Origin of the sequence: Paractinoplanes tereljensis (assembly GCF_016862435.1) — a bacterium.
Classification (GTDB): Bacteria; Actinomycetota; Actinomycetes; order Mycobacteriales; family Micromonosporaceae; genus Actinoplanes; species Actinoplanes tereljensis.
This window is the reverse complement of record NZ_BOMY01000064.1, coordinates 40,163-61,690: the sequence shown is the minus strand read 5'-3', so window position 1 is coordinate 61,690 and position 21,528 is coordinate 40,163. Positions and strand designations below refer to the sequence as shown.

Genomic DNA, 21,528 nt, shown 5'->3' with positions numbered 1-21,528 from the left:
GATCGGGGGACTCGTCGCTGGCATCGACGGCGCATGATCGATGGGTGAGCGTGTCGCCGGGCCAGCGTGACCCGCGTGCGTCCCTGATCCGGCAGTCGATCCTGGTCGCGGGCGCGTGCATGATTATCGACGTGCTGGCGCTGGTCGCCCACGACCGCGACGGGCCGCGAGCGCCGTGGATCGCCGTGCTCGTGGCGCTCGCGGTCGCCGACGCGGCGCTGGCCACCCCGGCCCGGTGGTCGGGCGGGGTCGCGGTGTTCGCCTCGGCGGTCACGCTGGGCGGAACGTTCCTGCTCGGCGGCCATTTCGTGTACGCCGGGATGCTGATCGCGGCGTACCGGGCCGGCGCCTGGCTGCGGGGCGCCCAGGCCGGTGGCGTGCTGGCCGCGATGCTGGTGGCGCAGGCGTTGTGCGCGCGGCATCCCGGCTGGGAGCTGCCGCTCGAGGCGCTCAGGGACGTGCTGCTGCCGTGGATGGTCGGCCGCTACACGACCACCCGCCGGGCCTACCTGGATGATCTCGAGCGCCGGGCCGACCTGCAGCGCCTCGACGCCCGGGCGGCGGTCGAGCGGGCCGTCGCCCAGGACCGCAGCGCCATCGCGCGCGATCTGCACGACGTGATCGCGCACCACGTGAGCGCGATCAACGTCCACGCGGGGGCGGCCCGGCTGAGCCTGGCCGGTGCGGCCGGCGACGCGGCCGGGTCGCTGCAGGCGGTGGAGACCGCGAGCCGGGCGGCGATGGCCGATCTGCGGCATCTGCTGGACGTGCTGCACGGGGAACATCCCGACGCTGTACGCCAGCCCGGGCTCGACAACCTCGACGAACTGCTCGACGGGCTGCGGGCGGCCGACGTCCCAGCCCGGCTGAGCACGAGCGGGACGCCACAGCCGGTCCCGGACTCGCTCAACGTGGCGCTCTACCGGATCGCCCAGGAGATGCTGACGAACGCGATGCGCCACGGCGACGGCACAGGTGTTGAGGTGATGGTGAGCTACGGCTCTGAGGCCCTCGAACTATCCACAGTCAATGGGCTGGCGGCCGGGCCGGTCCAGGCGGCCGGTGAGGGTCCACGCCGGGGACTGGCCGGGATCCGCAACCGGGCCCGGCTGTTCGCCGGATCCGCCAGTAGCGGCCCCGGGCCCGGCGGCCGGACTTGGCATACGACAGTCCGGGTGCCCCTGGCCGCAGATGCCCTGCTCGGCTCGGATGCCGGCCGGTGACCGTAACTGTGCTGGTCGCCGACGACCACGCGCTGTTCCGGTCGGGCCTGCGCGCGATCATCGGCACCCAGCCCGATCTGGAGTGCGTGGCCGACGTCGCCGACGGGCGGGAGGCGGTCCGCGAGATCGCCCGGCTGCGTCCCGACGTCGCCCTGCTGGACGTGCGAATGCCCCGGCTGGACGGGCTCGGCGCGACCGAGGCGGTGCTGGCCGTGCCGGGCAACCGGACCCGGGTGCTAGTGCTGACCACCTACGACAGCGACGAGTACGTGCACCGCGCGATCACCGCCGGGGCCAGCGGCTTCCTGCTCAAGAGCCTGCCGCCGGAGGAATTGATCGCCGGGCTGCGGATCGCCGCCCGGGGTGACGCGTTGATCGATCCGTCGATCACCCGCCGGCACATCGCCCGCTTCGCCGCCAGCCTGGCGCCCTCGTCGGAACCGCCCGAGCTGGCCCACCTGACGGCCCGTGAACGCGAGGTGCTGACGCTGCTGGCGGGTGCGTTCAGCAACGCCGAGATCGCGAGCCGGCTGCACATCGGCGACGAGACCGTCAAGACCCACGTCTCCCGCATCCTGGCGAAACTGGGGCTGCGCGACCGTATCCACGCCGTCGCCTACGCCCACCTGAACGGCCTGGTGCCACCGCAGGTATAGCCCGTGATCAGCGGTGGTTCTGGGCGGGCGCCCGGTGCACGCGATTCGCTGACCGTGGGCGCGGCGATCAGTGCCCGACCGTGGCGGAGTCCTGGGTCGGGCAGATTTGGAAGCGCTTCCAGTTTGTTCAATCCAGCGATGTCTATGGTGATTTTGTAACGTAGCGGTAAACATGTCAAGGATAGGTAGGCGTATCAGGCTCACTGCCTGGAAAACGACCGTCACGTCCGTCCAGTCCGCGACCTGAATCGAAGTGGGAACCCGATGGTCTGGAAACCCCTGCTTTGCATCGATGGGTGTTAGCCGCACCTAGTGACTGGAAGCGCTTCCAATCTATGGAGAGCGCTCTCACGTTCTGTTTGGAGGGGACATGCGGAGGCGAACACTGATGTGCACCGCGGCTGCCGCTGTGACGCTGGCGATCACCGATGCCGGCACTGCGAGCGCGCACGCTCCCTCGGTTGTGGCGGGAACCGGCCGGGGTGGACCGGCGGACTTGCCGCAACCGATCGAGATTTCCGTCTACCGCGACGGCCCCGGACGCATGGACCAGAGTTGCCAGGTCGGGATCCAGACCCGCATGGCCGAGGGACCGCGTCGCGCCCACCGTCGATAGGGGATGAGTGGGATCGTTGCTTCCTTGCCGGTTCCGTGATGCCGGACAACCACATCCGTCGTGGTGGGGTCGGCCGAGACGAGCTCGGCGTCTGCCAGCGTCCACCCGGCCGGGAGGTCGACCGATTCCAATGCCAGCACGTCCGGCCCGCGCTGGACGGCCACGCAGCCGCGGACGGCGTCGGCCCGATGGTCGGGGCGGGTCACCCGGGTCCGCATGTCGACGTCGACCATGATCGTGTCGCCGGGCTGCCAGATTCGGGTCAGCTCGGCGTCCGGCAACGGCGGCGACCATTCCGGTTGCCGCAGTGTGATCGTGGCGGGCGCGGTGGGCGCCCGGGTCACGGTGATCGATATCGTGCCGGTCGCGGGGTAGTCCGTCGCCAGCTCGAGCGTGAAGGATTCACCGCCGATCGTGGTCTCGAGCAGCGACGGCATGTACTGGTGGATCCGGATCCCCTCGTCGTCCGTCGTGGCGAGGTAGTCGTCGAGGCTCGCCAGCGTGCGGGCGAGGTTCGGCGCGCAGCAGGAGACCTCGTACCAGGGTTGGCGTTCGCCGGCGCCGCCGCGGATGCTGACTCCGTCGTCGTTGACCGGGACGTCGCCGCCGGGGTGCCGCTGGTGCAGGGTGTTGGCGTAGAAGAAGGACCGGCCGTCGTCGCCGGGGGCGGTCGCGAGGATGTTGTAGAGCGTCCGTTCGATCTGGTCGGCGTACCGGGACTCGCCGGTGGCCAGCAGCAGCCGCTGACTGAACATGATGGATGCGACGCCGGCGCAGGTCTCGCAGTAGGACCGGTCGGCGGGCAGGACGAAATCCTCGCCGAACGCCTCGTCCATGTGGTGCGAGCCCATGCCACCGGTGAGGTACGTGCGCCGGTCCACGGTGTTCTGCCATTGGGTCTTCAGGGCCGCCAGCAACTCGGCATCGCCGGTCTCGACGGCGACGTCGACGGCGCCGGCGGCCAGATAGAGAGCGCGGACGGCGTGGCCGCGCAGCACGGTGGCCTTGCGGACGGGCAGGTCGTCCTGGGCGAAGGCTCGCCCGAACTCGATCAGGGGAAGGGTGCCGTGGCCGCGCCGGTCGAGGAACAGCGCGGCCTGGTCGAGGTAGCGGCGTTCCCCGGTCTCCCGGTAGAGGGCGACCAGCGCCAGCTCGATCTCGGCGTGCCCGCAGACCCGGTTCAGCCCGCGCGGCCCGAACATCACGCAGATGTGGTCGGCGAGCCGGACCGCCACGTCCAGCAGAGCCGTGCTGCCGTAGGCGCGGTGATGCGCGACCGCCGCCTGCAGCAGATGGCCGGCGCAGTAGAGCTCGTGCCCCCAGGTGAAGTCGCTGTAGCGGGGCCGCTGCCAGGGCCGGCCGAAAAGGGTGTGCAGATAGCCGTCGGGTTCCTGGGCGGCGGCGACCCGCCGGACCAGATCGTCGGCGACCACGTCGAGCTCGCCCGGCCCGGACCGCACGTGCTCCAGCGAGATCGCTTCGATGATCTTGTAGATCTCCGAGTCGGCGAACTCGCGGCCGCGGTGTTCGTACCGCTCGCCGGTCGCGGCCCGGTCGAAGTTCGCGACCCAGCCGAGGCGCGTCATCCACTGCACCGCGTGCGGAATCATGGCGGTGCGGTTGAGGTGCTGAAGCTCCGCCCAGAGACCGCCGGTGATGCGGTTCATCGCCCAGCCTTTCGCACGGTGTCGAGGGTCTCGGTCAGCGGCCCGTCCGGGACCAGGTGGCCGAAGGTGTCATTGCCGAAGAACGAGACACCGTCGATCAGATCCGCATGCTCGGCGAGAACCTTCCGCTGGTAGAGATAGGTGCGCCGGTCGTCGAGCCAGGTCCGGTACCAGTACCAGGGGTCGGCGAAGTCCAGGCCGAACAAAACCCGGGGCCCGCGGAGGGCGGCCTTGCTGCGCAGGTTCGGCACTATTTCCGTACGCTCCACGAGCACCGCGAAAGCCGAGACCAGGATCGCGTCCATGGCGGCGTACGCCTGGGGTGGCATGCCCCACGCCGAGCGTTCGAGGTCCGCCCGCCAGTAGGTGTCCATCCAGTAGATCTGGCGCGGGCCGAAGGCCGCGCGCATCGCGGCGAAGAACCGGCCGATCCCGGCCGTGCGTTCCGGGGTGACCGGCGGGGCATGGGCCGGATCCCAGAAGCCGAGCAGCCCGAACTGATTACCGAGCAGGACCCCGTCGAGGCCGAAGTCGTTGACGTAGGCGGCCGCTTGCGCCGCGACGAAATCTCCGGCCGGCAGGCCGGAAGCAAACCCTCGGGGGTACGCGGCGTAGGCGCGCTCGTCGGCGGCCAGCGGCAGCGTCACGTCGAGGATGCCGGGGACGATGTGGCCGCCGGAGTCGGCGCCGGCCACCGCGACCTCGGGGTGCCGGTGGGTCTTGAAGTCGCTGCGGCAGAACTCCGGCCCGGGTTCGAGGTATTCGAGCAGGGTCAGCTCGATGCCGCGGGCCCGCGCAACGTCCCGCACGGCCGCGTAGCAGCCGGCCAGCACGTCGTAGTCGATCTGCTGCTCGGAGAGGATCATCATCGGCCCGGCCGAGTACGGGTTGAACGAGCGTTCCCCGCCGTCGCGCACCCGCCGCAACCAGTCGAGGTTGTGCGCGCGGGGCGCGACGTCCGCGGCGAAGCAGTTGTAGCGGGCCCAGTCGAAACCGGCTGTCCGATCGCCACCCCAGCACAGGAGGTGATCGCCGTTCGAGGTGGCGAAGACGATGGTGACCGCGCGGCCGTCGATCCACTCGCCGTAGTGGTCGAGGAACGCCTCGATCGCGGGTCGGGGATCGCGCAGGTCGTCGAAGATCTTCGGGGTGAGCCAGAGGCAGACCTCGGACATCAGGCGATCCGGGCGAGATCGTGGACGACGACCGGGTGCGCCAGGGGCAGACCGGTGACGTAGCGGTGGACCTCGTCGGCCGCCGACTCGCCCAGCCGGAGCAGCTCGTTGCCCTGCGCGCCGGCGATGTGCGGGGTGAGCACCACGTTCGGCAGCGTGTAGAGGGGTGAGTCCGGCGGCGGCACCTCCGGCTCGGTGGTGTCGATGACGGCGTCGATCCGGCCGGTGAGCAACTCCGCCACGAGCGCTTCCTGGTCGACGAGCGAGCCGCGGGCGGTGTTGATCAGGGTGGCGCCGTCCGGCATCCGGGCCAGGCCGGCCGCGTCGATCATGTGCCGGGTGCTGTGCAGCGCGGGCGCGTGCAGGCTGACGATGTCGCTGCCGGTGAGCAGGTCGGGCAGGGTGGCCGAGGCGACGCCGAGCGCGGCCGCCTCGGCCGCCGTCACGTACGGGTCGAACAGGCTCACCTCCAGGTCGAACGGCCGGAGCAGCTCGATCACCCGCCGGCCGATCCGGGAGGCGCCGATGATGCCGACGCTGCGGCGGTAGGCGCCCACGTGCGGGAACTCCGCGTTGCGATCGACCGCCGCGCGGCGCGTCCGGTACGTGTGTTCCAGCCGGCGGGCGCCCTTGGCCGCCAGCAGGATCCAGGCCAGCGCGTACTCGGCCACCGGCAGCGCATTGGCCGCCGCCGACGACGAGACGAGGATCCCGCGTTCCCAGCACTCCCGGCTGACGTGGCCCTTCACCGAGCCGCCGGTGTGCACGACAGCCCGCAGCGCGGGCGCGGCGTCGAGCACCTCGGCGGTGATCCGGGGGCTGCCCCAGCCGGTGATGAGAACTTCGGCCCGGGCCAGGGCGGCCCGAGCCGGAGCACTATCGAACTCCTGCAGCACCGGGCCGGGGCCCAGCTCGACGTCCTCGGCGAGCCGGCGCCGCAGCGCCGGCGTGAAAAGTAGGTCCGGCAGGTCGGCGGTCATCGCCAGCACTGCTACGGGCCGGTTGCGGGCCGTCACTTGGCCTTCAGGTAGGCGTCGGCCTGCTTCTCCAGCTCCGCCTGCACCTTGGCCAGGCCGGCGTTGTCGATTGCCGCCTTCAGCTTGTCGAGGCCCTTGTCGACGTCGACCGCACCGAAGAACAGCGGATTGGCGTACTGGGTGAAGGCCGCCGCCATCTGGGCGTCCTCCCGCTTGACCGGGGTCACGTCCGGGATGAACCCGGCGAACGTGTCGGTGGTGAAGTTGTCGTAGTCGCCGGCCCAGGCGAACCAGTCGGCCTCGGTCTCGCTGATCAGCTTGGACTTGCGCTCCAGCGACGCCCGCCAGCTCAGCGCGAAACCGGGGAAGTTGTAGTCGGTGAGCTGCTCGAGGGTGTCGTCGCCGACCGGGTTCCAGTCGCGGCCCTCTATCCCGTACGAAAGAAGGTCGTGATTTTCCCGGATCGACAGCCAGTCCTCGAGTTGCATGGCCTTGTCGTTGCTGGCGCCCTTGGCGTTGAGCACGACGAAGTTCTCGGCCTGGAAGGTCTGGCTCGGCTTGGACGCCTTCCCGCCGGTCAGCGGGATCACGTTGGCCAGGGCCGCACCCGGCGTCGACTTCTGCAGCAGCGGACCGTAGAAGGAGGACGACGTGCCGTCGGTCATCGCCCACGCGGTGGCCTGTTTGCCGTTGCCGAACAGACTCTTCTGGGTGTCCGCGTCGACGTTCAGCGCGTCCTTGTTGATGATGCCGTCGAGGTAGTACTTCCGGACCGTGCGCAGGGCGTCGACCATGCCGGGGATGTCCCAGAACGGGATCGGCCGGGACGCCTTGGTGGTCGCGGCGTCGGCGGCGAACGCGAAGTACATCGAGTTGCCGCTGAACGACTGGGTGATGGTGTGCGGGTTCTCCCAGGTCCAGGGGTTGAGCAGGCCGATCGGGTTGGGCACCACGATCAGGTTGGTCATGTTGGAGTTCAGGCCCATCGGTGTCACGCCGGGGACCTTCTGCTTGACGTCGTACCAGAACTTCTCGAGCGTGGCGTAGTCGGCGATGGTGCTGACGCCGACCTTGTCGGCCAGGTCCTGGCGGATGACGAAGTGCTGCAGTCGGGCGGCGCTGTTCACCTGCGGGATGCCGTAGAGGGTGCCGGACCACTTGTTGTTCTCGATCAGGCGGCTGTCCAGGGTTTTGCTCAGGTTCGGGTACTTGCCGCCGGCCAGCAGGTCGTTGACCGGCGCGACCGATTTGCTGGCGACCAGCTGGATCATGTTGAGCCAGCGGGCCTGGAGCGCGGTGTCGAACTTCTCGCCCGCCGTGAACTTGAGCAGGGTCTGGTTGCCGTAGTTGGTCCAGGCGATGAACTGCGGGTCGATGGTGAAACCGCGGTCCGCCTTGAGCTTGGTGTTGACCTTGGCGAGTACGTCGGCGAAACCGGTGGGAGTGTTGCCGGGCAACAGCACCGTGAGTTTGTCGGCCTTGGCCGCCGAATCGGAGGAGTCGCCGCAGGCGGCCAGGAAGGCGGCGACGGAGAGACCGCCACCGGCCGCGAGCAGGTTACGACGGGAAATAGGCATAGGGGTACTCCAAAAAGGAAGGGGGGTGGTGCTCAGCCCTTGGTGGCGCCGAGCGTGATGCCCTTGACGAAGTAGCGCTGAGCGAACGGGTAGGCCAGCAGGATCGGCCCGATGGTGACCACGGTGAGCGCGAGTCGCAGCTGGTAGACCGGCACCGCCTGTCCGGAGGTGGGCAGCATGGTGGAGGCGGACACGTTGGCGATCAGGTTCTGCAGCAACAGCGGCAGCGGGAACTTGTCGATGTCGGAGATGAACAGCAGCGCGGTGAACCACTCGTTCCAGAAGTTGACCGCGTAGAACAGGCCGACGACGGCGAGGATCGGCTTGGACAGCGGGAGGCCGATCCGCCAGAAGATGCGCAGCTCGCTCGCGCCGTCGATCCGGGCCGACTCGAGAACCGACTCGGGGAGCTGGCGGAATGCGCCGACCTGGATGAAGACGAGGAACGGGGCGACCAGCAGCGGCAGGATCACCGCGAACCAGCTGTTGGCCAGGTGCAGGTACTGGGTTACGAGCAGGTACAGCGGCACCAGGCCGCCGGTGAACAGCATCGGCAGGTAGGTGAGCACGGCCAGCGGCCGGCTGATCATCGGCAGCCGCCGGGCGATCACCCAGGCCAGGCCGGAGGTGCAGGCCAGCGCGAGAGCGGTGCCGACGATCGTGATGAAGCCACTGGCGATGTACGCGTCGACGACGGTCGGGCCGGCCAGGATCGTGCGGTAGGCGTCGAGCGAGAACGGGTGCGGGAAGAGGCTGTAGCCGGTCTCGGAGAGCTTCGACTCGGCGGTGAACGAGCCGGACAGGATGAGCCACAGAGGGGCGATCGAGATCAGCATGAACAGGCTGACCCCGATGATGCTGACGACGGTGAAAGGCTCCAGCGGCGCGCGCCGGCGCCGGATGTCGGTGCTCACAGGATCGAGTTCTCCTTGCTGTACCGGCGCTGGATCAGTACGGCGATCGTCACCAGGACGAAGCCGACGACCGACTGGAAGAGGCCGACCGCCGCGGTCGTGCCGAAGTCGCCGAGCTGGCGCAGGGACCGGAAGACGTACGTGTCGATGACGTCGGTGCTCGGGAAGAGCGTGCCGTTGTCGCCGACGATCGCGTAGATGGTGCCGAAGTCGCCGTAGAAGATCCGGCCGACGCCGAGGACCAGCAGGATGGCCGCGGTGGGCCGGAGCATCGGGAGGGTGACCCGCCAGGCCAGCTGGGCCCGGGAGGCACCGTCGATGGCACCCGCCTCGTAGACCTCCTCCGGGATGGACGTGATCGCGGCCAGGAAGATCACGCTCATGTAGCCGCCGAGCTGCCACACCTTGACGAAGGTGAGGATCCACGGCCACGGTCCGGGCTCGGTGTACCAGCTGACCTGCGGCAGGCCGAGACCGAGCAGCGCGTCGTTGACCAGGCCGCCGGAGCCGCCCACGCCGGCCAGCAGCACCTGCAGGATGATGCTGATGACGATCGGCGAGACGAAGTACGGGAAGAAGACCGCCGACTGGGCGATCCGCTTGAAGAACCGGCCGCGGATCTCGTTGAGCATGAGCGCGAGGGTGACCCCGGCGGCGAGCGTGGCCGCCAGGAACAGCACGTTCAGGAAGATCGTGTTGAGCAGGATGCGCCCGGCGTCGCCGGAGCTGAAGAAGTAGCGGAAGTTGTCCAGGCCGGACCAGGGACTGCCGAAGATCCCCTGGGAGATGTCGAACTCCTTGAAGGCCACCACCAGTCCGGCCATCGGCAGGTAGTGGAAGACGATCAGGTACAGCAGGGCCGGGACGGCCAGGAGCGAGACGCCGAGGCTGGACTGGACCCGCCCGGCCGGTCGCCGAGTGCGTTCCGGTTTCGCCGGGGCGGGCGCGGCGGCCGGCGGCGTGCTGCTCACGGACCGTTCCGCCGCAGCGGTGCCGATTTCCGTCACAGGGTTCCTCCCGACGATTTCTGGTTACTCATCGTGTCTGCGCGCTGGTGGCGTGGCACCCGCGTTCCGGCGGTCAACAGAAAACGCTTACTAGATTTGTTCCCGCAACATAGAACGCGCCTGTCCCTGTGTCAAGAATCTCAGCGCGACCGTCTCCAGGCTGCTACATCGCACTTCAGAGGCATCATTCCGGCGAATTCGGGCCAGCCGCCGGATCGTGTTCGCGAAACGGTGCCGAAATCTTTGCCTCTTGACCGAGCCGCCGTCAGGGCCGAATGATGGCCTCCGATGTAAGCGTGTACTTCATCGACCACGCGAGGTGACTCCCCTCCCTCCCCGGTTGCGATCACTCCCAGTAGCTGTTTCTCGCTCGCACGTACCCGTTCGAAGGAGACGTCTGCCATGAATCCGATCAGCCGCCGCGGCCTTCTACGCACCACCGGAGTCGCCGCCGCGGCCGCCGCGGTTCCCGCCTTGCCCTGGTCGGCGGCGCCTGCCGCCGCGGCCCCGGAGCTGGGATCCACCGCCGTACGGCCCACCCCCGGCACCGCACTGGACACCGTCGTCTTCGGCGACGCCGCCTCCGAACGCTCGCACAGCGTCACCGCCGAATCGTCCGCGGTGGTGGCCGGTGGACTCGGCCAGACCGCCCGGGTGCTGCAGCCACGCGTCCCGGCCGACTGGTGGGGCGGCAGCGTCACCTGCACCCTGCGCGTCGACCCGGTCGCCACCAACTACGTCACCGTGAAGTTCTGGGGCAGCGACCTCTCCCCGAAGGCCGACAACGACTGGCGCTTGCAGCTCTTCCTGGACGGCGACATCCTGGGCTGGTTCGACCAGGCCGTCGTCGACAACATCGACCTCATCGACCTGGCGCCCCGGCTGCCGGGCCGCTTCTACACCCACACCCTGCCGCTGCCGCTGAGCCGTACGCGAGGCCGGCGCACCCTCGAGGTCACCATCCAGGCGATGGGCCGGATCTACGCGTACGGCCAGAACTCGGCCGGCTTCTACTACCCGATCACCACGCCGACCCGCGGCATCTACCGGGCCTACACCCACACGGCGCCGCACTTCAGGCCGGCGGCCGGCGACGTGTACGGCACGACCGCGACGCCGACCACCCGGCCGAACACCGACGCCCAGCGGATCGCGGCGGTCCGCGCCCGGGTCCTCGCCGACCAGAACACGCTGCTCTACACCAAGGCGCCGTCCTCGTTCGACGGCTGGGCATACCTCACCCTGCTGGAGGGCTACTTCTGGGCGGACTCGCCGGCCTACCGGAACCCGGACGCCCTCGAACGGGTCTGCCAGGCGATCGACGGCCGATACCGGGCCTGGCTCGCCGACGACGCCGTGCTGACCGCCTCCGACCAGCAGTGGGAGGGCTTCGGCCGGGTCGGGCTGGTCCTCAGCAAGGCGTGGGACGAACTCCAGCCGGCCCTGGACCGGGACGTGGTCGCCGGCCAGGTCGGGCTGGCCAACCTGGGCTTCGAGGTCGGCGCGGCGACCCCGTCGAACTGGACCGTGCCGGGCTGGGCCGCCAACGGCACCATCTCCCGCGACACCACCGTGGTCCGTGGCGGCACCGCCTCGCTGAAGATGGTCTCGGCCGGCCAGACGATCCTGGTCACGCCGTCGTCGCGGAGCCTGGTCGGTCCGGGCGAGCTCACCTACTCGGTGTGGGCCAACACCGACGGCGCGGCATCCACCCCGCACGTCCTGGTCCAGTTCTGGGACGCCGCCGGGACGTACGTGGGCGGCTCACCGGATCACTTCGTGACCACCGGCACCGCCGGCTGGCAGGAGCTGACCAGGACCGTGCCGGTCCCGGCCGGCGCCACCCAGTACGAGTTCTGGCTGGTCACGAACGGCGGGCAGACCGTTTGGTACGACGACGTCACCATCACCGCGCCGCCGCCGGTGGTCGCCGGTGCCGTCCCGCGCCGGCAGGCCTACCGGGACATGATGCTGGCCAGTCGCGAGTACTGGCGGCAGCACCAGCGCCACTACACCAACCAGGCCCAGTTCACCGCGATCGGCATCTACGAGTGCAACCGCGGCCTGGCGCTGCTGTCGCCCGCCGACGCGTGGCCCGAGGCGCGGGCGAAACGGTGGATCTACGAGTCACTCGGCATGGTGCCGTGGCGCGGCCCGGAGACCGCCGACGGCGAGGCCACCTGGACGCTCGGCCACGACTACCGCGTGGCCACCCCGAAGGGCCTGACCCGCGAACTCGGCTACGTCGCCGACTACGGCGAGATCTCCGGCATGCTCGTGCGGATGTACGAGGCGGTGACCCAGGGCAAGGGTGGCGTGCCGGACGAAGCACTCCGCAAGCGGATGGTCGAGATGATCAAGGTGCGGTCCTGGTTCCGGCACCCCGGCGAGGACCTGGAGGGTCACCGCGGCATGCGGATCGAGACGCAGATCGGCTGGCGCAACGAGCCGTACCCGGGGGATCTGGTCTACGTCCAGCGCACCGACTGGGACGGCCACCCGCTCGAGGCGGTGGCGGTGTTCCCCGACCCCGACCTGACCGGGTGGGCGCACCAGATGATCGCCGACGGCCAGCTCGCGCCGCAGCTCGACCTGTTCGTCAGCACCAGCCTCTACACCCGGGTCGGGCTCAACGCGTTCCGGTTCATCGCCCACGACTGGCCCGCGTTCCAGAAGCTCGCGGACAGCGGCAAGCGGCTGCCGGGCCGCTGGGGTGCCCCGGACTTCGTCTTCACCGACGAGACCGACGCCTGCGTGGCGATCAAGCGCGGGGAGGAGATCTTCTACGCGTCCCTCTACTGGCGGGCCAAGCAGGGCGTCAACGACATGGCCCGGGTGCATCTGCTGACCCCGCAGTCGGAACGGTCCGCGACCGTACGGGAGACGTCGATCTTCGCCAAGGATCCGCGGAACACCTACACGGTGCAGGACTGGGCGTGCTGGGACTTCGCCATCAACGACTCGGGCCAGGCCTCGACGATCCCGGCCGGCGGTTTCGCCTACCCCGGCGAAAAGGTCCATCAGGTGTTCGCCGGGGAGAAGTTCTACCTGGCACCGATACCCGCCGACGTCCCGGACCCGGCGCTCGGTTCCACCACCGTCGGGGTGGAGAAGGTCCTGGTCGGCAAGGCGCCGATGTACGTGCTCGAGTACGCCGGCTACACGGTGGTCATGAACACCTCCACCGACCGGACCGTCACCTATCTGCCGGCCTGCGGCACCCGCGCCCGCGACCTGCGGACCGGCCGCGCGGTGGTGCCGCACCACCCGGTGCGGCTGGCGCCGCAGACCACCCTCGTCCTGTACGACCCGGACGCGCGCTGAGGTTATCGGCCCGGCTTCAGTGATGAAGCCGGGCCACCGACTGCCGGACGACCACGTGGGTGCCGAGCACGACGTGCTGATCGCCCTCGCGGGACCGGCCCTCCTTGAGGTCGATCGCCAGCCGGACGGCCGTGCGGCCCAGCTCCTCGTAGGGCACGTGCACGGTGGTCAGCCGGGGCCGCAGGTCCGAGGCGAGCTCGATGTCGTCGTAACCCACCAGCGAGATGTCGTCGGGCACCCGCACCCCGGCGTCCTCCAGCGCGGCGAGCGCACCGGCCGCGACCATGTCGGTCTCCGCGAAGATCGCGGTGAACCGGCCGGCGCCCTGCTGCAGCCAGGCCCTGGTGCGCTCGTAGCCGGAGACCCGGGTGAACTCGCCGTGCTCGATCAGCGTCGGGTCCGGGGCGACCCCGAAGTCGGCCAGGGCGCGGTGATAGCCCAGCAGCCGGCCCACGCTGGTGGTGTGTTCCAGCATGCCGCCCAGGTAGAGGATGCGGCGGTGACCGTTGGCCAGCAGGTTGGTGGTGATCGCGTAGGCGCCGCCCTCGTTGTCGTACTCGACGGTGGTGGCGGGCACGTCAGCACCCAGCGACGGCCGTCCGCAGAGCACCAGCCGGGAACCCACGGCGTGCAGTCCCTGGGCGATCTCGGTGTAGCGCTCCCGGTACTGCTCGTCGTCGCGGACGCCGCCGATCAGGATCACCGCGCTGGCCTGCTGCTCGCGCATCAGCTGCATGAAGGCCAACTCCCGCTCCTGGTCGCCCTCGGTGGTGCAGATCAGGCAGAGCCGGCCGCGCTGGTTCGCCTCCCGCTCGACGCCGTAGGCCGCCGCGCTGAACGACGGGCCGCGCACGTCGTTGAGCACGAACGCGACCGTCTCGGTGCGCACCCCGGCCAGGGCGCGGGCGTGGGTGTTGACCACGTAGTTGAGTTCGCGGACCGCGCGCATGACCCGCTGCCGGGTCTTGGCCGCCACCGGGTAGTTGCCGGCCAGCACCCGGGACACGGTCGCCACCGAGACCTCGGCGCGCTCCGCCACGTCCCGGATCGTCAGCGCTGCCTCATGCGTACCGCGACTGCGTCGTTCCGTTCCCACCGCACACCCCTGCCCGTCCGTGCATGATGTCTGACAATGTAACCGGTTGCTGTTACATTTTCGAGGCAAGACCCGGATCGAGGAGCGGTCTGCGTGATAGCGGTTTCTACAGCCAGTCGGTGATGGTGCGGGCCAATCGCTCCGGTTGCTCCTGATGAAGATAGTGGCCGGTGCCGGGCCAGTCGTCGACCCGGGAGCCCGGTGCGGCGGGCAGGCGGCGCGCCCACGCGGCGGCGGCCGGGTCGGCGAAGATGCTCAGCGTGCGTGCGGTGACCCGGCTGAGGTACCGCTCGGTGGCGGCGCGCAGCCCGAACGACCGCTCGGTCAGGTACATCGCGACGAAGGCGTCGGCCAGCACCCGCGTATCGGTAGCCCGCAGGCCGGCCCGCACCTGGTCGCGGACCGCCGGCGGAGTGGCCGGTACGAACGCCCCCTCGGCGAACTCGTCGAAAGCCGCCAGGGCATCGGGGGAGTACCACCGATCGCGCAACACCCGCAGCTCGGCCTCGGACGAAGCGCCGTAGGCCGGGTCGAGCACCACCAGGGCGGCGACCCGGTCGGGGTGGGTGACCGCCAGCGCCGTCACCAGCTGCCCGCCCCAGGAGTGCCCGATCGCCACCACCTGCCGGACGCCGGCGTGGTCGAGCACGGCGACGAGATCCTCGGCGATCACTTCCGGGTCGAAACCGCGCCCGTCGTCCGCGCCGGACCGGCCGTGCCCGCGCACGTCCACGGTGATCACCCGGTACCGCTCCATGAAGGGCACGAGCGTGGCCCAGGTGCCGGAGTCGGAACCCCAGCCGTGCACCAGCAGCAGCACGGGGCGATCCGCACCCCCGCTGTCGGTGAAGTAGCCCGTCATGCCCGGCCCGCCGCCCAGAGGAGACCGCGTTCGGTCAGCGTGCGGGTTGGTGGCAGTTCGAGGTCGGCGGGGGAGTGGCCCAGGGTGGAGACGAAGACGCGGCCCGCGCCGAAGTGGCGGGTCCAGGCGACCGGCATCACCGCGCCGGCCGTCTCCGGGGCGCCGTGCGCGCCGGTGAACGTGGTCGTGGCCAACACGTTCAGGGTCGGATCGACGTGGCACCAGTACTGCTCGGTGTGTACGTCGAAGCTGTTGAGACCGGCGGTGATCGGGTCGGTGCCGGTGATGTCCACCCGGTAGTCGATCAGGCCGCCGGGATGGTTCAGGAAGCGGCCGCCGACCATGTACTGGTACCGGGCGGCCTCGTAGCCGACCGCGAGGACGCCGCCGTGCCAGCCGGCGAATCCGGCGCCGGCTTGGACCCGCTCGACCAGGCCGGTCTCCTGCTCGGCGGTCAGGCGACCGCGGGTCCAGCACTGGACGATCAGGTCCGTGTCGGCGAGCACGCTCTGATCGGCGTACACATCAAGGGTTTCGGCTGTTTGGACGGCGAAGCCGTGCTTTTCCAGGAACCCGCGGAACAGTTCGGTGCAGGCGACCGGCTGGTGGCCGTCCCAGCCGCCGCGGACGATCAGTGCTTTCATCAGGACTCCGTCCGGATCAGGTAGAGGCGGGCGTCGACGGCGCCGGGGAGCCGGAGCCGCAAGCCTTCCGGGTCGGGGATGGTCGGCCACGCTGGTGCGGCGGCGGGATAGAGCTGCTCCACCGACGTGACGCCGGGCAGCAGTATCTCCGCGTCGTGCGCGCGGGACCACACCGCGAGCAGGTTGTCGAGGCGCAATGCGAGCGCGGTGTCGGTCCAGCCCGGCAGGCCCAGCGGCCAGGAGGGCGTCGCCTCGGCGATCGCGGTGCGCCACCGTTTGTGCACCCGGACCCCTTCGACGACCAATCCTTGGCGGGTCTCGTCGAGCCGGTGCAGGAAGCCGGACAGGTAGAGCCGGCCGGTGATGCCGCCGAGCATCGCGAACGCCGTCTCGGCCGGCGTCATCTCCGCGCTCGGGTAGGCCCAGTTGCCGGCCTGCTCGGGCGGCATGCTCATCGGCGCGGCGGCGGCGATCGCGGCGTACCGGAGGTGGTCCTGCTGGTCGGAGGTGGACTGGATCGAGGAGACCTGCAGCAGGGCGGCGTCGGCCCGCATGCCGCCGGAGGCGCAGTTCTCGATCAGCAGGCCGGGGTGCCGGTGGCCGAGGTCCCGCAGCCAGTCCCGGTAGGCGCGGCCGTGTTCGAGCAGCCCGTCCGCGGCGCCCGGGTCGATGTTGTAGTCGAGCTTCAGGAAGCCGACCCCGAACTCGGCGACCAGCCGGTCGACCACCTCGTCGAGCCGTTCCCGCACCGCCGGGTGCCGGAAGTCGAGGTGGTAGCGCTCGTGCTCGACGACCCGCTCCCCGTGGCGCTGAAGGTAGGCCGCCTCCGGCAGCTCCGGCACCGCCGGGCTCCCGGTCCCCATCGCCTCGGGCTCCAGCCACAGCCCGGCGGTCATACCGCGCGCCCGGATGTGGTCGAGAACCGTGCTCAGGCCGCCGGTGAACCGGCCCGGTGCCTCGCGCCACGCGCCGACGGTGTGCCACCAGTCGCCGTCGTCGGCGAACCAGCCGGCGTCGACGCAGAACACCTCCGCACCGGCGTCCGCCGCCGCGTCGATCAGGGGCACCACCCTCTCGGTGGACGGGTCGCCCATCAGCGTGTTCATGAAGTCGTTGTAGACGACCGGCAGACCGCCGAGCGTCGCCTGCCGCCGGGCTCGCCGGGCCACGGTGAGAGCCGCGACGACGCCGTCGCGGCCGTGGTCGGACCAGGCCAGCAGGGCCGGTGCCGCGGCGAACTCGTCGCCGGGTGCCAGCGTCACGGCGAAGCCGTGCTCGATCCCGGCCGGGCCGAGCCCGGTGACGTGGACGCCGTCGAGAGCTTCGCCGCACTCCCACAGCCACGGGCTGCTGGTGGCCAGTTCCCAGCCGACGGCCTGGTCGCCGACGCTGAGCACGCCGATCGGCAGATGCTCGCCGGTCGACCAGGAACCGTGGCTCACCACCACCCAGCGGCCCCGGCCGTCCTGGTCGTGCAGCGGCAGCCCGACGTCCGGCAGATGATCGCGCAGCGGCTCGGTCCGCCACCGTTGCTCGGCCAGCCAGCTGCTCTCTCCCCAGGTCACCTCGGCTGCCTCGGGCCGGATCCGGAAACCGAAGCTGGTCACGGCGGTCAGCGTCACCGGGCTGGACCCGCCGTTGCGCACCGTGTGCCGCAGTTCGATCGCTGCCTCCCCGAGCATCTCGATACGGCTGATCACCTCCAGCCCGGTCATCGGATCGGCCTGGTGGATCGCCGGGCCCGCCGACGTCACCCGTAGCCGCTCGCCGACCGAGGTGCGCACGTAGCACCGGCTCGACCGGGCTCGCTGTTCGGCCGCGGTGCAGAGGTCCACCAGCGGATGATCGACCGCCGCCGCGAGGGGGAGCCGGAGCCGGGCCGGTGCGCCGGCGTCGGTCCGCACGATCACGGGCACACCTCCGTGAAGTCGGCGTGGCAACCCTCGCCCGCCAGGTCCTGCACCCAGAGACCGGCGAACGCGCCGGTGAACCCGAACACCCGGACCTGCCCGTCGACGATCTCGTCGGCGTTCTCGTCGGACAGCACGGTCGCGTCGAGCTCGAGCCCGAGGTCGCGCCACCCGGTTCCGGTGTCGCGGGCGAAGCGCAGCACCGGGCCGTCGAAGGTGAGCCACAGGCCGAGGCGGTCCGGCACGCCGGTCTCGGTGTGGTGCACGGTGCGCCGGCCGCGGCTGCTCGCCGTCAGCACCAGGTCGCCGGCGGTCACGGCCAGGTAGTACCAGTTCCGGCTGTTGTAGTACGCGGTGATCCCGGCGGCCTGGTGGATGCCACCCGGGTGGAACTCCATGGTGACGGCGAGGGTCTCCTGCCGGTCGGTCACCCGGCGGGCGAGCAGGCTCGGCGCCCGCAACCCGTACGGGGACTGGCCGCCCCGGATCCGGATGCGCGGGCCGGCCTCGGCCCAGTCCGGGGTCACCGGGCGGCGCAGGCTGTTCCACGGCTTCGGCTCCGGCGGCCAGGGGTGGGGAGGCAGGTCGGGGCCCGGCACCTCGACGGCCGGCGCGGCACCGGGCACGCGCGGCCAGCCGCCGGTCCATTCCACCCGCTGCAGGGCGGTCTCCCGGCCCAGCACGCACCGGCCGCGCCGGGAGTAGGGCCGGGCGACCAGGTGCGCCACGAACCACTCGCCGGCCGGGGTGCTGACCAGGCAGCCGTGGCCGGCCTTCTGCAGCGACCGGTCGGGATCGTCGCGCGAGGTGAGCAACTCCCCGGCCGGGTCCGGTTCGTACGGCCCGAGGAGTTCGCGCGAGCGCAGCACCAGCGCGCCGTGCTCATAGCCGGTGCCGCCCTCGGCGACCAGCAGGTAATACCAGCCGTCCCGTCGATAGAGATGCGGTCCCTCGGTGACTCCGCGCGCGGTCAGTGGCGCGATCAGCACGGGATCACCGCCGGTCAGCCGCTGGATCTCGATGCCGCCGAACCCGCCGTCCGGCCGGTCGTCGAACACCATGTTGACCAGCCACGTCGAGCCGTCCTCGTCGTGGAACAGCGACGGGTCGAAGCCGCGGCCCGGCAGCGGCACCGGATCGGACCACGGGCCCTCGATGCGGGGCGCGGTGGTGAGCCGGACGCTCACGTCCTTGTAGCCGAAGGCGTAGTTGTCGACGACCCCGTAGACGAGATGGAAGAGCCCGTTGGCATACGTCAGGTCGGGCGCCCACACCCCGCCGGAGTCGGGCACGCCGGTGAGGTCGAGCAGTCTCGGCTCGGTCAGCACGCCGCCCATCGCCCGCCAGTGCACCAGGTCGCGCGAGTGGTGCACCTGCACGCCCGGGTGCCATTCGAAGGTCGAGGTGGCCAGATAGAAGTCGTCACCGACCCGCAGGATCGACGGGTCCGGGTGTGATCCGGGCAGCACCGGGTTGCGGATCGTCACCGTCACAGGACCTCCCTTGGTAAGCGCTTACCAAGGCCACCCTATGGGCACTCAAGTCCATCATCAAGAATCTTGAGGAAAACGCTTACCAGCCTGCTTCCCCTTGACTGCGACTGGCCGTGGCCGTAATCTGCCCGAAACGTATGAAACGTTTCACGCGGTGGAGGTGTCATGATCCTGACCCCCAAGAAGCGCCGGAAGACCCGGATCGGCCTGGTGGCCGGTGGCCTGGGCACCTATTGGCCGCAGTTCCCGCATTTGCTGCCGCAACTTCAGGAGTCGGCGCGCTACGTCGCCGAGCGTTTCACCGAGATGGACGCCGAGGTCACCGACGCCGGCTTCATCTCCGACGCCCAGGAGGGCGCGGCCGCCGCCGAGAAACTCCGGCAGGCCGACTGCGACCTGATCGTCCTGTTCCTGACCACCTACCTGACCTCCTCGATGGTGCTGCCGATCGCGCAGCGGGCCAACACCCCGGTCCTGGTGATCGACCTCCAGCCGACCGAGCGGATGGACCACGCCACCTTCGATACCGGCGCCTGGCTTGCCTACTGCGGCCAGTGCCCGGTGCCCGAGGTGGGCAACCTGTTCCGCCGGGCCGGCCTCCCGTTCCGCTCGGTCACCGGCTGGCTGCGGCAGGAGGCGGCCTGGCAGCGCATCACCCGCTGGATCGAGGCCGCCCGCATCCGGGCCGCCCTGCGTTCCGCCCGGCACGGCCTGATGGGCCACCTCTACCCCGGCATGCTCGACGTCTCCACCGACCTCACCCTGCTGCCGGCCACCTTCGGCTCGCACGTCGAGGTGCTCGAGTTCGACGACCTGCGCGAACGCGTGCTCGCGGCCACCCCCGCCGAGATCGAGGAACGCAAGGACCTGGCCCGCAAGATCTTCGTCCTGGACGGCTCGGTGAACGAGGACAACTTCACCTGGGGCGCCCAGGTTTCCGTCGGCCTCGACCGGCTGGCCGACGACTTCGAACTGGACAGCCTCGCCTACTACCACCGCGGCCTGGCCGGTGAGCAGCACGAACGGCTCGGCGCCGGCATGATTCTCGGTGCTTCACTGCTGACCGCGCGCGGGATCCCCGCCACCGGCGAGTACGAACTGCGCACCACGGTGGCGCAGCTGGCGACCGAGGTGGCCGGCGCGGGCGGCTCGTTCTGCGAGATCCAGGCCCTGAATTTCACCGACAACGTGGTGGAGATGGGCCACGACGGTCCCGCGCACCTGGCGGTGAGCGCCAAACAGCCACTTTTGCGGGGCCTCGGCGTCTATCACGGCAAGCGCGGGTGGGGCGTGAGCGTCGAGTTCGACGTACGGCCCGGGCCGGTCACGCTGCTCGGGCTCGGCCAGGACCGGGACGGCTCGCTGGCGTTCATCGCCGGCGAGGGGACGGTGGTGGACGGGCCGTTGCTGGCGATCGGCAACACCACCAGCCGGGTCGACTTCGGCCGGGATCCCGGCGAGTGGGTGGACGACTGGAGCGCTTCCGGAGTGGGACACCACTGGTCGCTGTCACTGGGTCACCGCGCCGCCGACTACAAGGCGGCCGCCAGTCTGCTGGGCATCGAGTTCCGGCAGGTCTGAATCTAGGCCCGCTGTTTTCGATTCAGCGGTTGGCGGGCCAGGTCCCGGGTGATACCGCGGGCTGCCATGGCGACGGCCGGGATGACCACATCCAGTTGTGGATCGGCGGCGCGGACCACGACCGAAAGGGCGGCGACGACCTCACCCCCGGCATCCCGGATCGGGGCGGCCACGGACGTGGCATCCTCGGTTATCTGTCGTTCGCTGATCGCGATACCGGTGCGGCGGACCTCGGCCAGCTTCCCGCGCAACCGGGCCGGATCGACGATCGTCCGGTCGGTGAACGAAACCAGCGGCCGGGCTACATATCGCTCCTGGACCGCCGCCGGGGCATGAGCCAGCAGCACCAGCCCTACCCCCGTCGCGTGCGCGGGCCATCGGCCGCCGACCCGGCTGAGTACGGCGACCGCATGACGGCCGGAGATCCGTTCGAGGTAGACGACGTCCGAACCGTCGAGGACAGCAAGCTGGACGTTCTGGTGCGTGGCCTCGTAGAGGTCGGTCATGAAGGGCATGGCCGCCCCCCGCAGCCCCAGACCGCGCGGCGCAAGAACCGCGACCTCCCACAGCCGTAGCCCGATCTGATAACGGCCGCTGGGATCGCGTTCCAGCGCACCCCAGGCGACCAGTTCACCGATCAGCCGGTGGGCGGTGGCCATCGGCATGCCGGTGCGACGGCTGATCTCGGACAGCGAGAGCTGAATCCGGTTGCTGGAGAACGCATCCAGAACGCTGAGGACGCGGCTGGTCACCGACCGCCGACGACTGGCCGACACGCGATCATCCGCTATGAAGCTGATTGGAGC

The 21,528-nt window shown here is 70.2% G+C and carries 16 protein-coding genes; 4 read left to right on the top strand and 12 right to left on the bottom strand.

Going from position 1 to position 21,528, the window contains the following annotated elements; genetic code table 11:
• Positions 1-44 precede the first annotated feature (44 nt).
• Together Ate02nite_RS47170 and Ate02nite_RS47165 are read left to right on the top strand one after the other, a co-directional pair.
• Positions 45-1,223 carry a sensor histidine kinase gene (locus tag Ate02nite_RS47170; RefSeq protein WP_203814548.1) on the top strand — a complete coding sequence of 393 codons (1,179 nt, stop codon included), beginning with the start codon at positions 45-47 and terminating at the stop codon, positions 1,221-1,223.
• Positions 1,220-1,879 (top strand): response regulator, encoded by a 660-nt coding sequence (locus Ate02nite_RS47165; RefSeq protein ID WP_203814547.1) that lies wholly within the window; start codon positions 1,220-1,222, stop codon positions 1,877-1,879. The genes Ate02nite_RS47170 and Ate02nite_RS47165 overlap by 4 nt, the downstream gene beginning before the upstream one ends.
• Before the next feature lie 522 nt (positions 1,880-2,401).
• Here the strand turns inward: Ate02nite_RS47165 and Ate02nite_RS47160 are convergent.
• From Ate02nite_RS47160 to Ate02nite_RS47135, 6 genes are read right to left on the bottom strand one after another with little or no spacing between them, the layout of a single operon-like run.
• Complete coding sequence (locus Ate02nite_RS47160) at positions 2,402-4,162, bottom strand: glycoside hydrolase family 127 protein (protein ID WP_203814546.1); 1,761 nt, start codon at positions 4,160-4,162, stop codon at positions 2,402-2,404.
• Positions 4,159-5,337 carry a hypothetical protein gene (locus Ate02nite_RS47155; RefSeq protein WP_203814545.1) on the bottom strand — a complete coding sequence of 393 codons (1,179 nt, stop codon included), beginning with the start codon at positions 5,335-5,337 and terminating at the stop codon, positions 4,159-4,161. Before Ate02nite_RS47155 ends, Ate02nite_RS47160 begins: the two co-directional genes overlap by 4 nt.
• Positions 5,337-6,353 carry a hydroxyacid dehydrogenase gene (locus tag Ate02nite_RS47150; RefSeq protein WP_203814544.1) on the bottom strand — a complete coding sequence of 339 codons (1,017 nt, stop codon included), beginning with the start codon at positions 6,351-6,353 and terminating at the stop codon, positions 5,337-5,339. The genes Ate02nite_RS47155 and Ate02nite_RS47150 overlap by 1 nt, the downstream gene beginning before the upstream one ends.
• Positions 6,350-7,891: an ABC transporter substrate-binding protein gene (locus tag Ate02nite_RS47145; protein ID WP_203814543.1), complete on the bottom strand. Its 1,542-nt coding sequence runs from the start codon at positions 7,889-7,891 to the stop codon at positions 6,350-6,352. The genes Ate02nite_RS47150 and Ate02nite_RS47145 overlap by 4 nt, the downstream gene beginning before the upstream one ends.
• Before the next feature lie 32 nt (positions 7,892-7,923).
• On the bottom strand, positions 7,924-8,805 hold the full coding sequence (locus Ate02nite_RS47140) for a carbohydrate ABC transporter permease (RefSeq protein ID WP_203814542.1): 882 nt from the start codon (positions 8,803-8,805) through the stop codon (positions 7,924-7,926).
• Positions 8,802-9,776: an ABC transporter permease gene (locus tag Ate02nite_RS47135; RefSeq protein ID WP_203814541.1), complete on the bottom strand. Its 975-nt coding sequence runs from the start codon at positions 9,774-9,776 to the stop codon at positions 8,802-8,804. The genes Ate02nite_RS47140 and Ate02nite_RS47135 overlap by 4 nt, the downstream gene beginning before the upstream one ends.
• 438 nt (positions 9,777-10,214) lie before the next feature.
• Between Ate02nite_RS47135 and Ate02nite_RS47130 the strand changes: the two genes are divergently transcribed.
• On the top strand, positions 10,215-13,136 hold the full coding sequence (locus Ate02nite_RS47130; RefSeq protein ID WP_203814540.1) for a twin-arginine translocation signal domain-containing protein: 2,922 nt from the start codon (positions 10,215-10,217) through the stop codon (positions 13,134-13,136).
• A 16-nt stretch (positions 13,137-13,152) separates the two neighbouring features.
• Here Ate02nite_RS47130 and Ate02nite_RS47125 read toward each other — a convergent pair whose 3' ends face one another.
• From Ate02nite_RS47125 to Ate02nite_RS47105, 5 genes are all read right to left on the bottom strand, one after another.
• Positions 13,153-14,175 (bottom strand): LacI family DNA-binding transcriptional regulator, encoded by a 1,023-nt coding sequence (locus tag Ate02nite_RS47125; protein WP_239148224.1) that lies wholly within the window; start codon positions 14,173-14,175, stop codon positions 13,153-13,155.
• A gap of 163 nt (positions 14,176-14,338) precedes the next feature.
• Positions 14,339-15,094, bottom strand: coding sequence for an alpha/beta fold hydrolase (locus Ate02nite_RS47120; protein ID WP_203814538.1), 756 nt, complete (start codon positions 15,092-15,094; stop codon positions 14,339-14,341).
• The gene (locus Ate02nite_RS47115) at positions 15,091-15,738 is read right to left on the bottom strand and encodes a ThuA domain-containing protein (RefSeq protein WP_203814537.1); all 648 of its coding nucleotides are present in this window, start codon (positions 15,736-15,738) and stop codon (positions 15,091-15,093) included. Before Ate02nite_RS47115 ends, Ate02nite_RS47120 begins: the two co-directional genes overlap by 4 nt.
• Positions 15,738-17,648: a glycoside hydrolase family 36 protein gene (locus tag Ate02nite_RS47110; protein WP_203814536.1), complete on the bottom strand. Its 1,911-nt coding sequence runs from the start codon at positions 17,646-17,648 to the stop codon at positions 15,738-15,740. Before Ate02nite_RS47110 ends, Ate02nite_RS47115 begins: the two co-directional genes overlap by 1 nt.
• Entirely contained in the window at positions 17,645-19,141 is a 1,497-nt protein-coding gene (locus tag Ate02nite_RS47105) for a glycoside hydrolase family 43 protein (protein WP_307873307.1), read from the bottom strand. The genes Ate02nite_RS47110 and Ate02nite_RS47105 overlap by 4 nt, the downstream gene beginning before the upstream one ends.
• Positions 19,142-19,306: 165 nt before the next feature.
• Between Ate02nite_RS47105 and Ate02nite_RS47100 the strand changes: the two genes are divergently transcribed.
• Positions 19,307-20,722: an L-fucose/L-arabinose isomerase family protein gene (locus Ate02nite_RS47100; RefSeq protein WP_203814535.1), complete on the top strand. Its 1,416-nt coding sequence runs from the start codon at positions 19,307-19,309 to the stop codon at positions 20,720-20,722.
• Between the two features lie 2 nt (positions 20,723-20,724).
• On the opposite strand, the gene Ate02nite_RS47095 is transcribed toward Ate02nite_RS47100, so the two are convergent.
• Positions 20,725-21,498 carry an IclR family transcriptional regulator gene (locus tag Ate02nite_RS47095; protein ID WP_203814534.1) on the bottom strand — a complete coding sequence of 258 codons (774 nt, stop codon included), beginning with the start codon at positions 21,496-21,498 and terminating at the stop codon, positions 20,725-20,727.
• Between the last annotated feature and the right edge of the window lie 30 nt (positions 21,499-21,528).

Excerpts from the sequence above, each read along its gene's own strand:
- Ate02nite_RS47160 (WP_203814546.1), bottom strand. The coding sequence starts at position 4,162 with ATGAACCGCATCACCGGCGGTCTCTGGGCGGAGCTTCAGCACCTCAAC.
- Ate02nite_RS47155 (WP_203814545.1), bottom strand. The coding sequence starts at position 5,337 with ATGTCCGAGGTCTGCCTCTGGCTCACCCCGAAGATCTTCGACGACCTG.
- Ate02nite_RS47145 (WP_203814543.1), bottom strand. The coding sequence starts at position 7,891 with ATGCCTATTTCCCGTCGTAACCTGCTCGCGGCCGGTGGCGGTCTCTCC.
- Ate02nite_RS47130 (WP_203814540.1), top strand. The coding sequence starts at position 10,215 with ATGAATCCGATCAGCCGCCGCGGCCTTCTACGCACCACCGGAGTCGCC.
- Ate02nite_RS47120 (WP_203814538.1), bottom strand. The coding sequence starts at position 15,094 with ATGACGGGCTACTTCACCGACAGCGGGGGTGCGGATCGCCCCGTGCTG.
- Ate02nite_RS47115 (WP_203814537.1), bottom strand. The coding sequence starts at position 15,738 with ATGAAAGCACTGATCGTCCGCGGCGGCTGGGACGGCCACCAGCCGGTC.
- Ate02nite_RS47100 (WP_203814535.1), top strand. The coding sequence starts at position 19,307 with ATGATCCTGACCCCCAAGAAGCGCCGGAAGACCCGGATCGGCCTGGTG.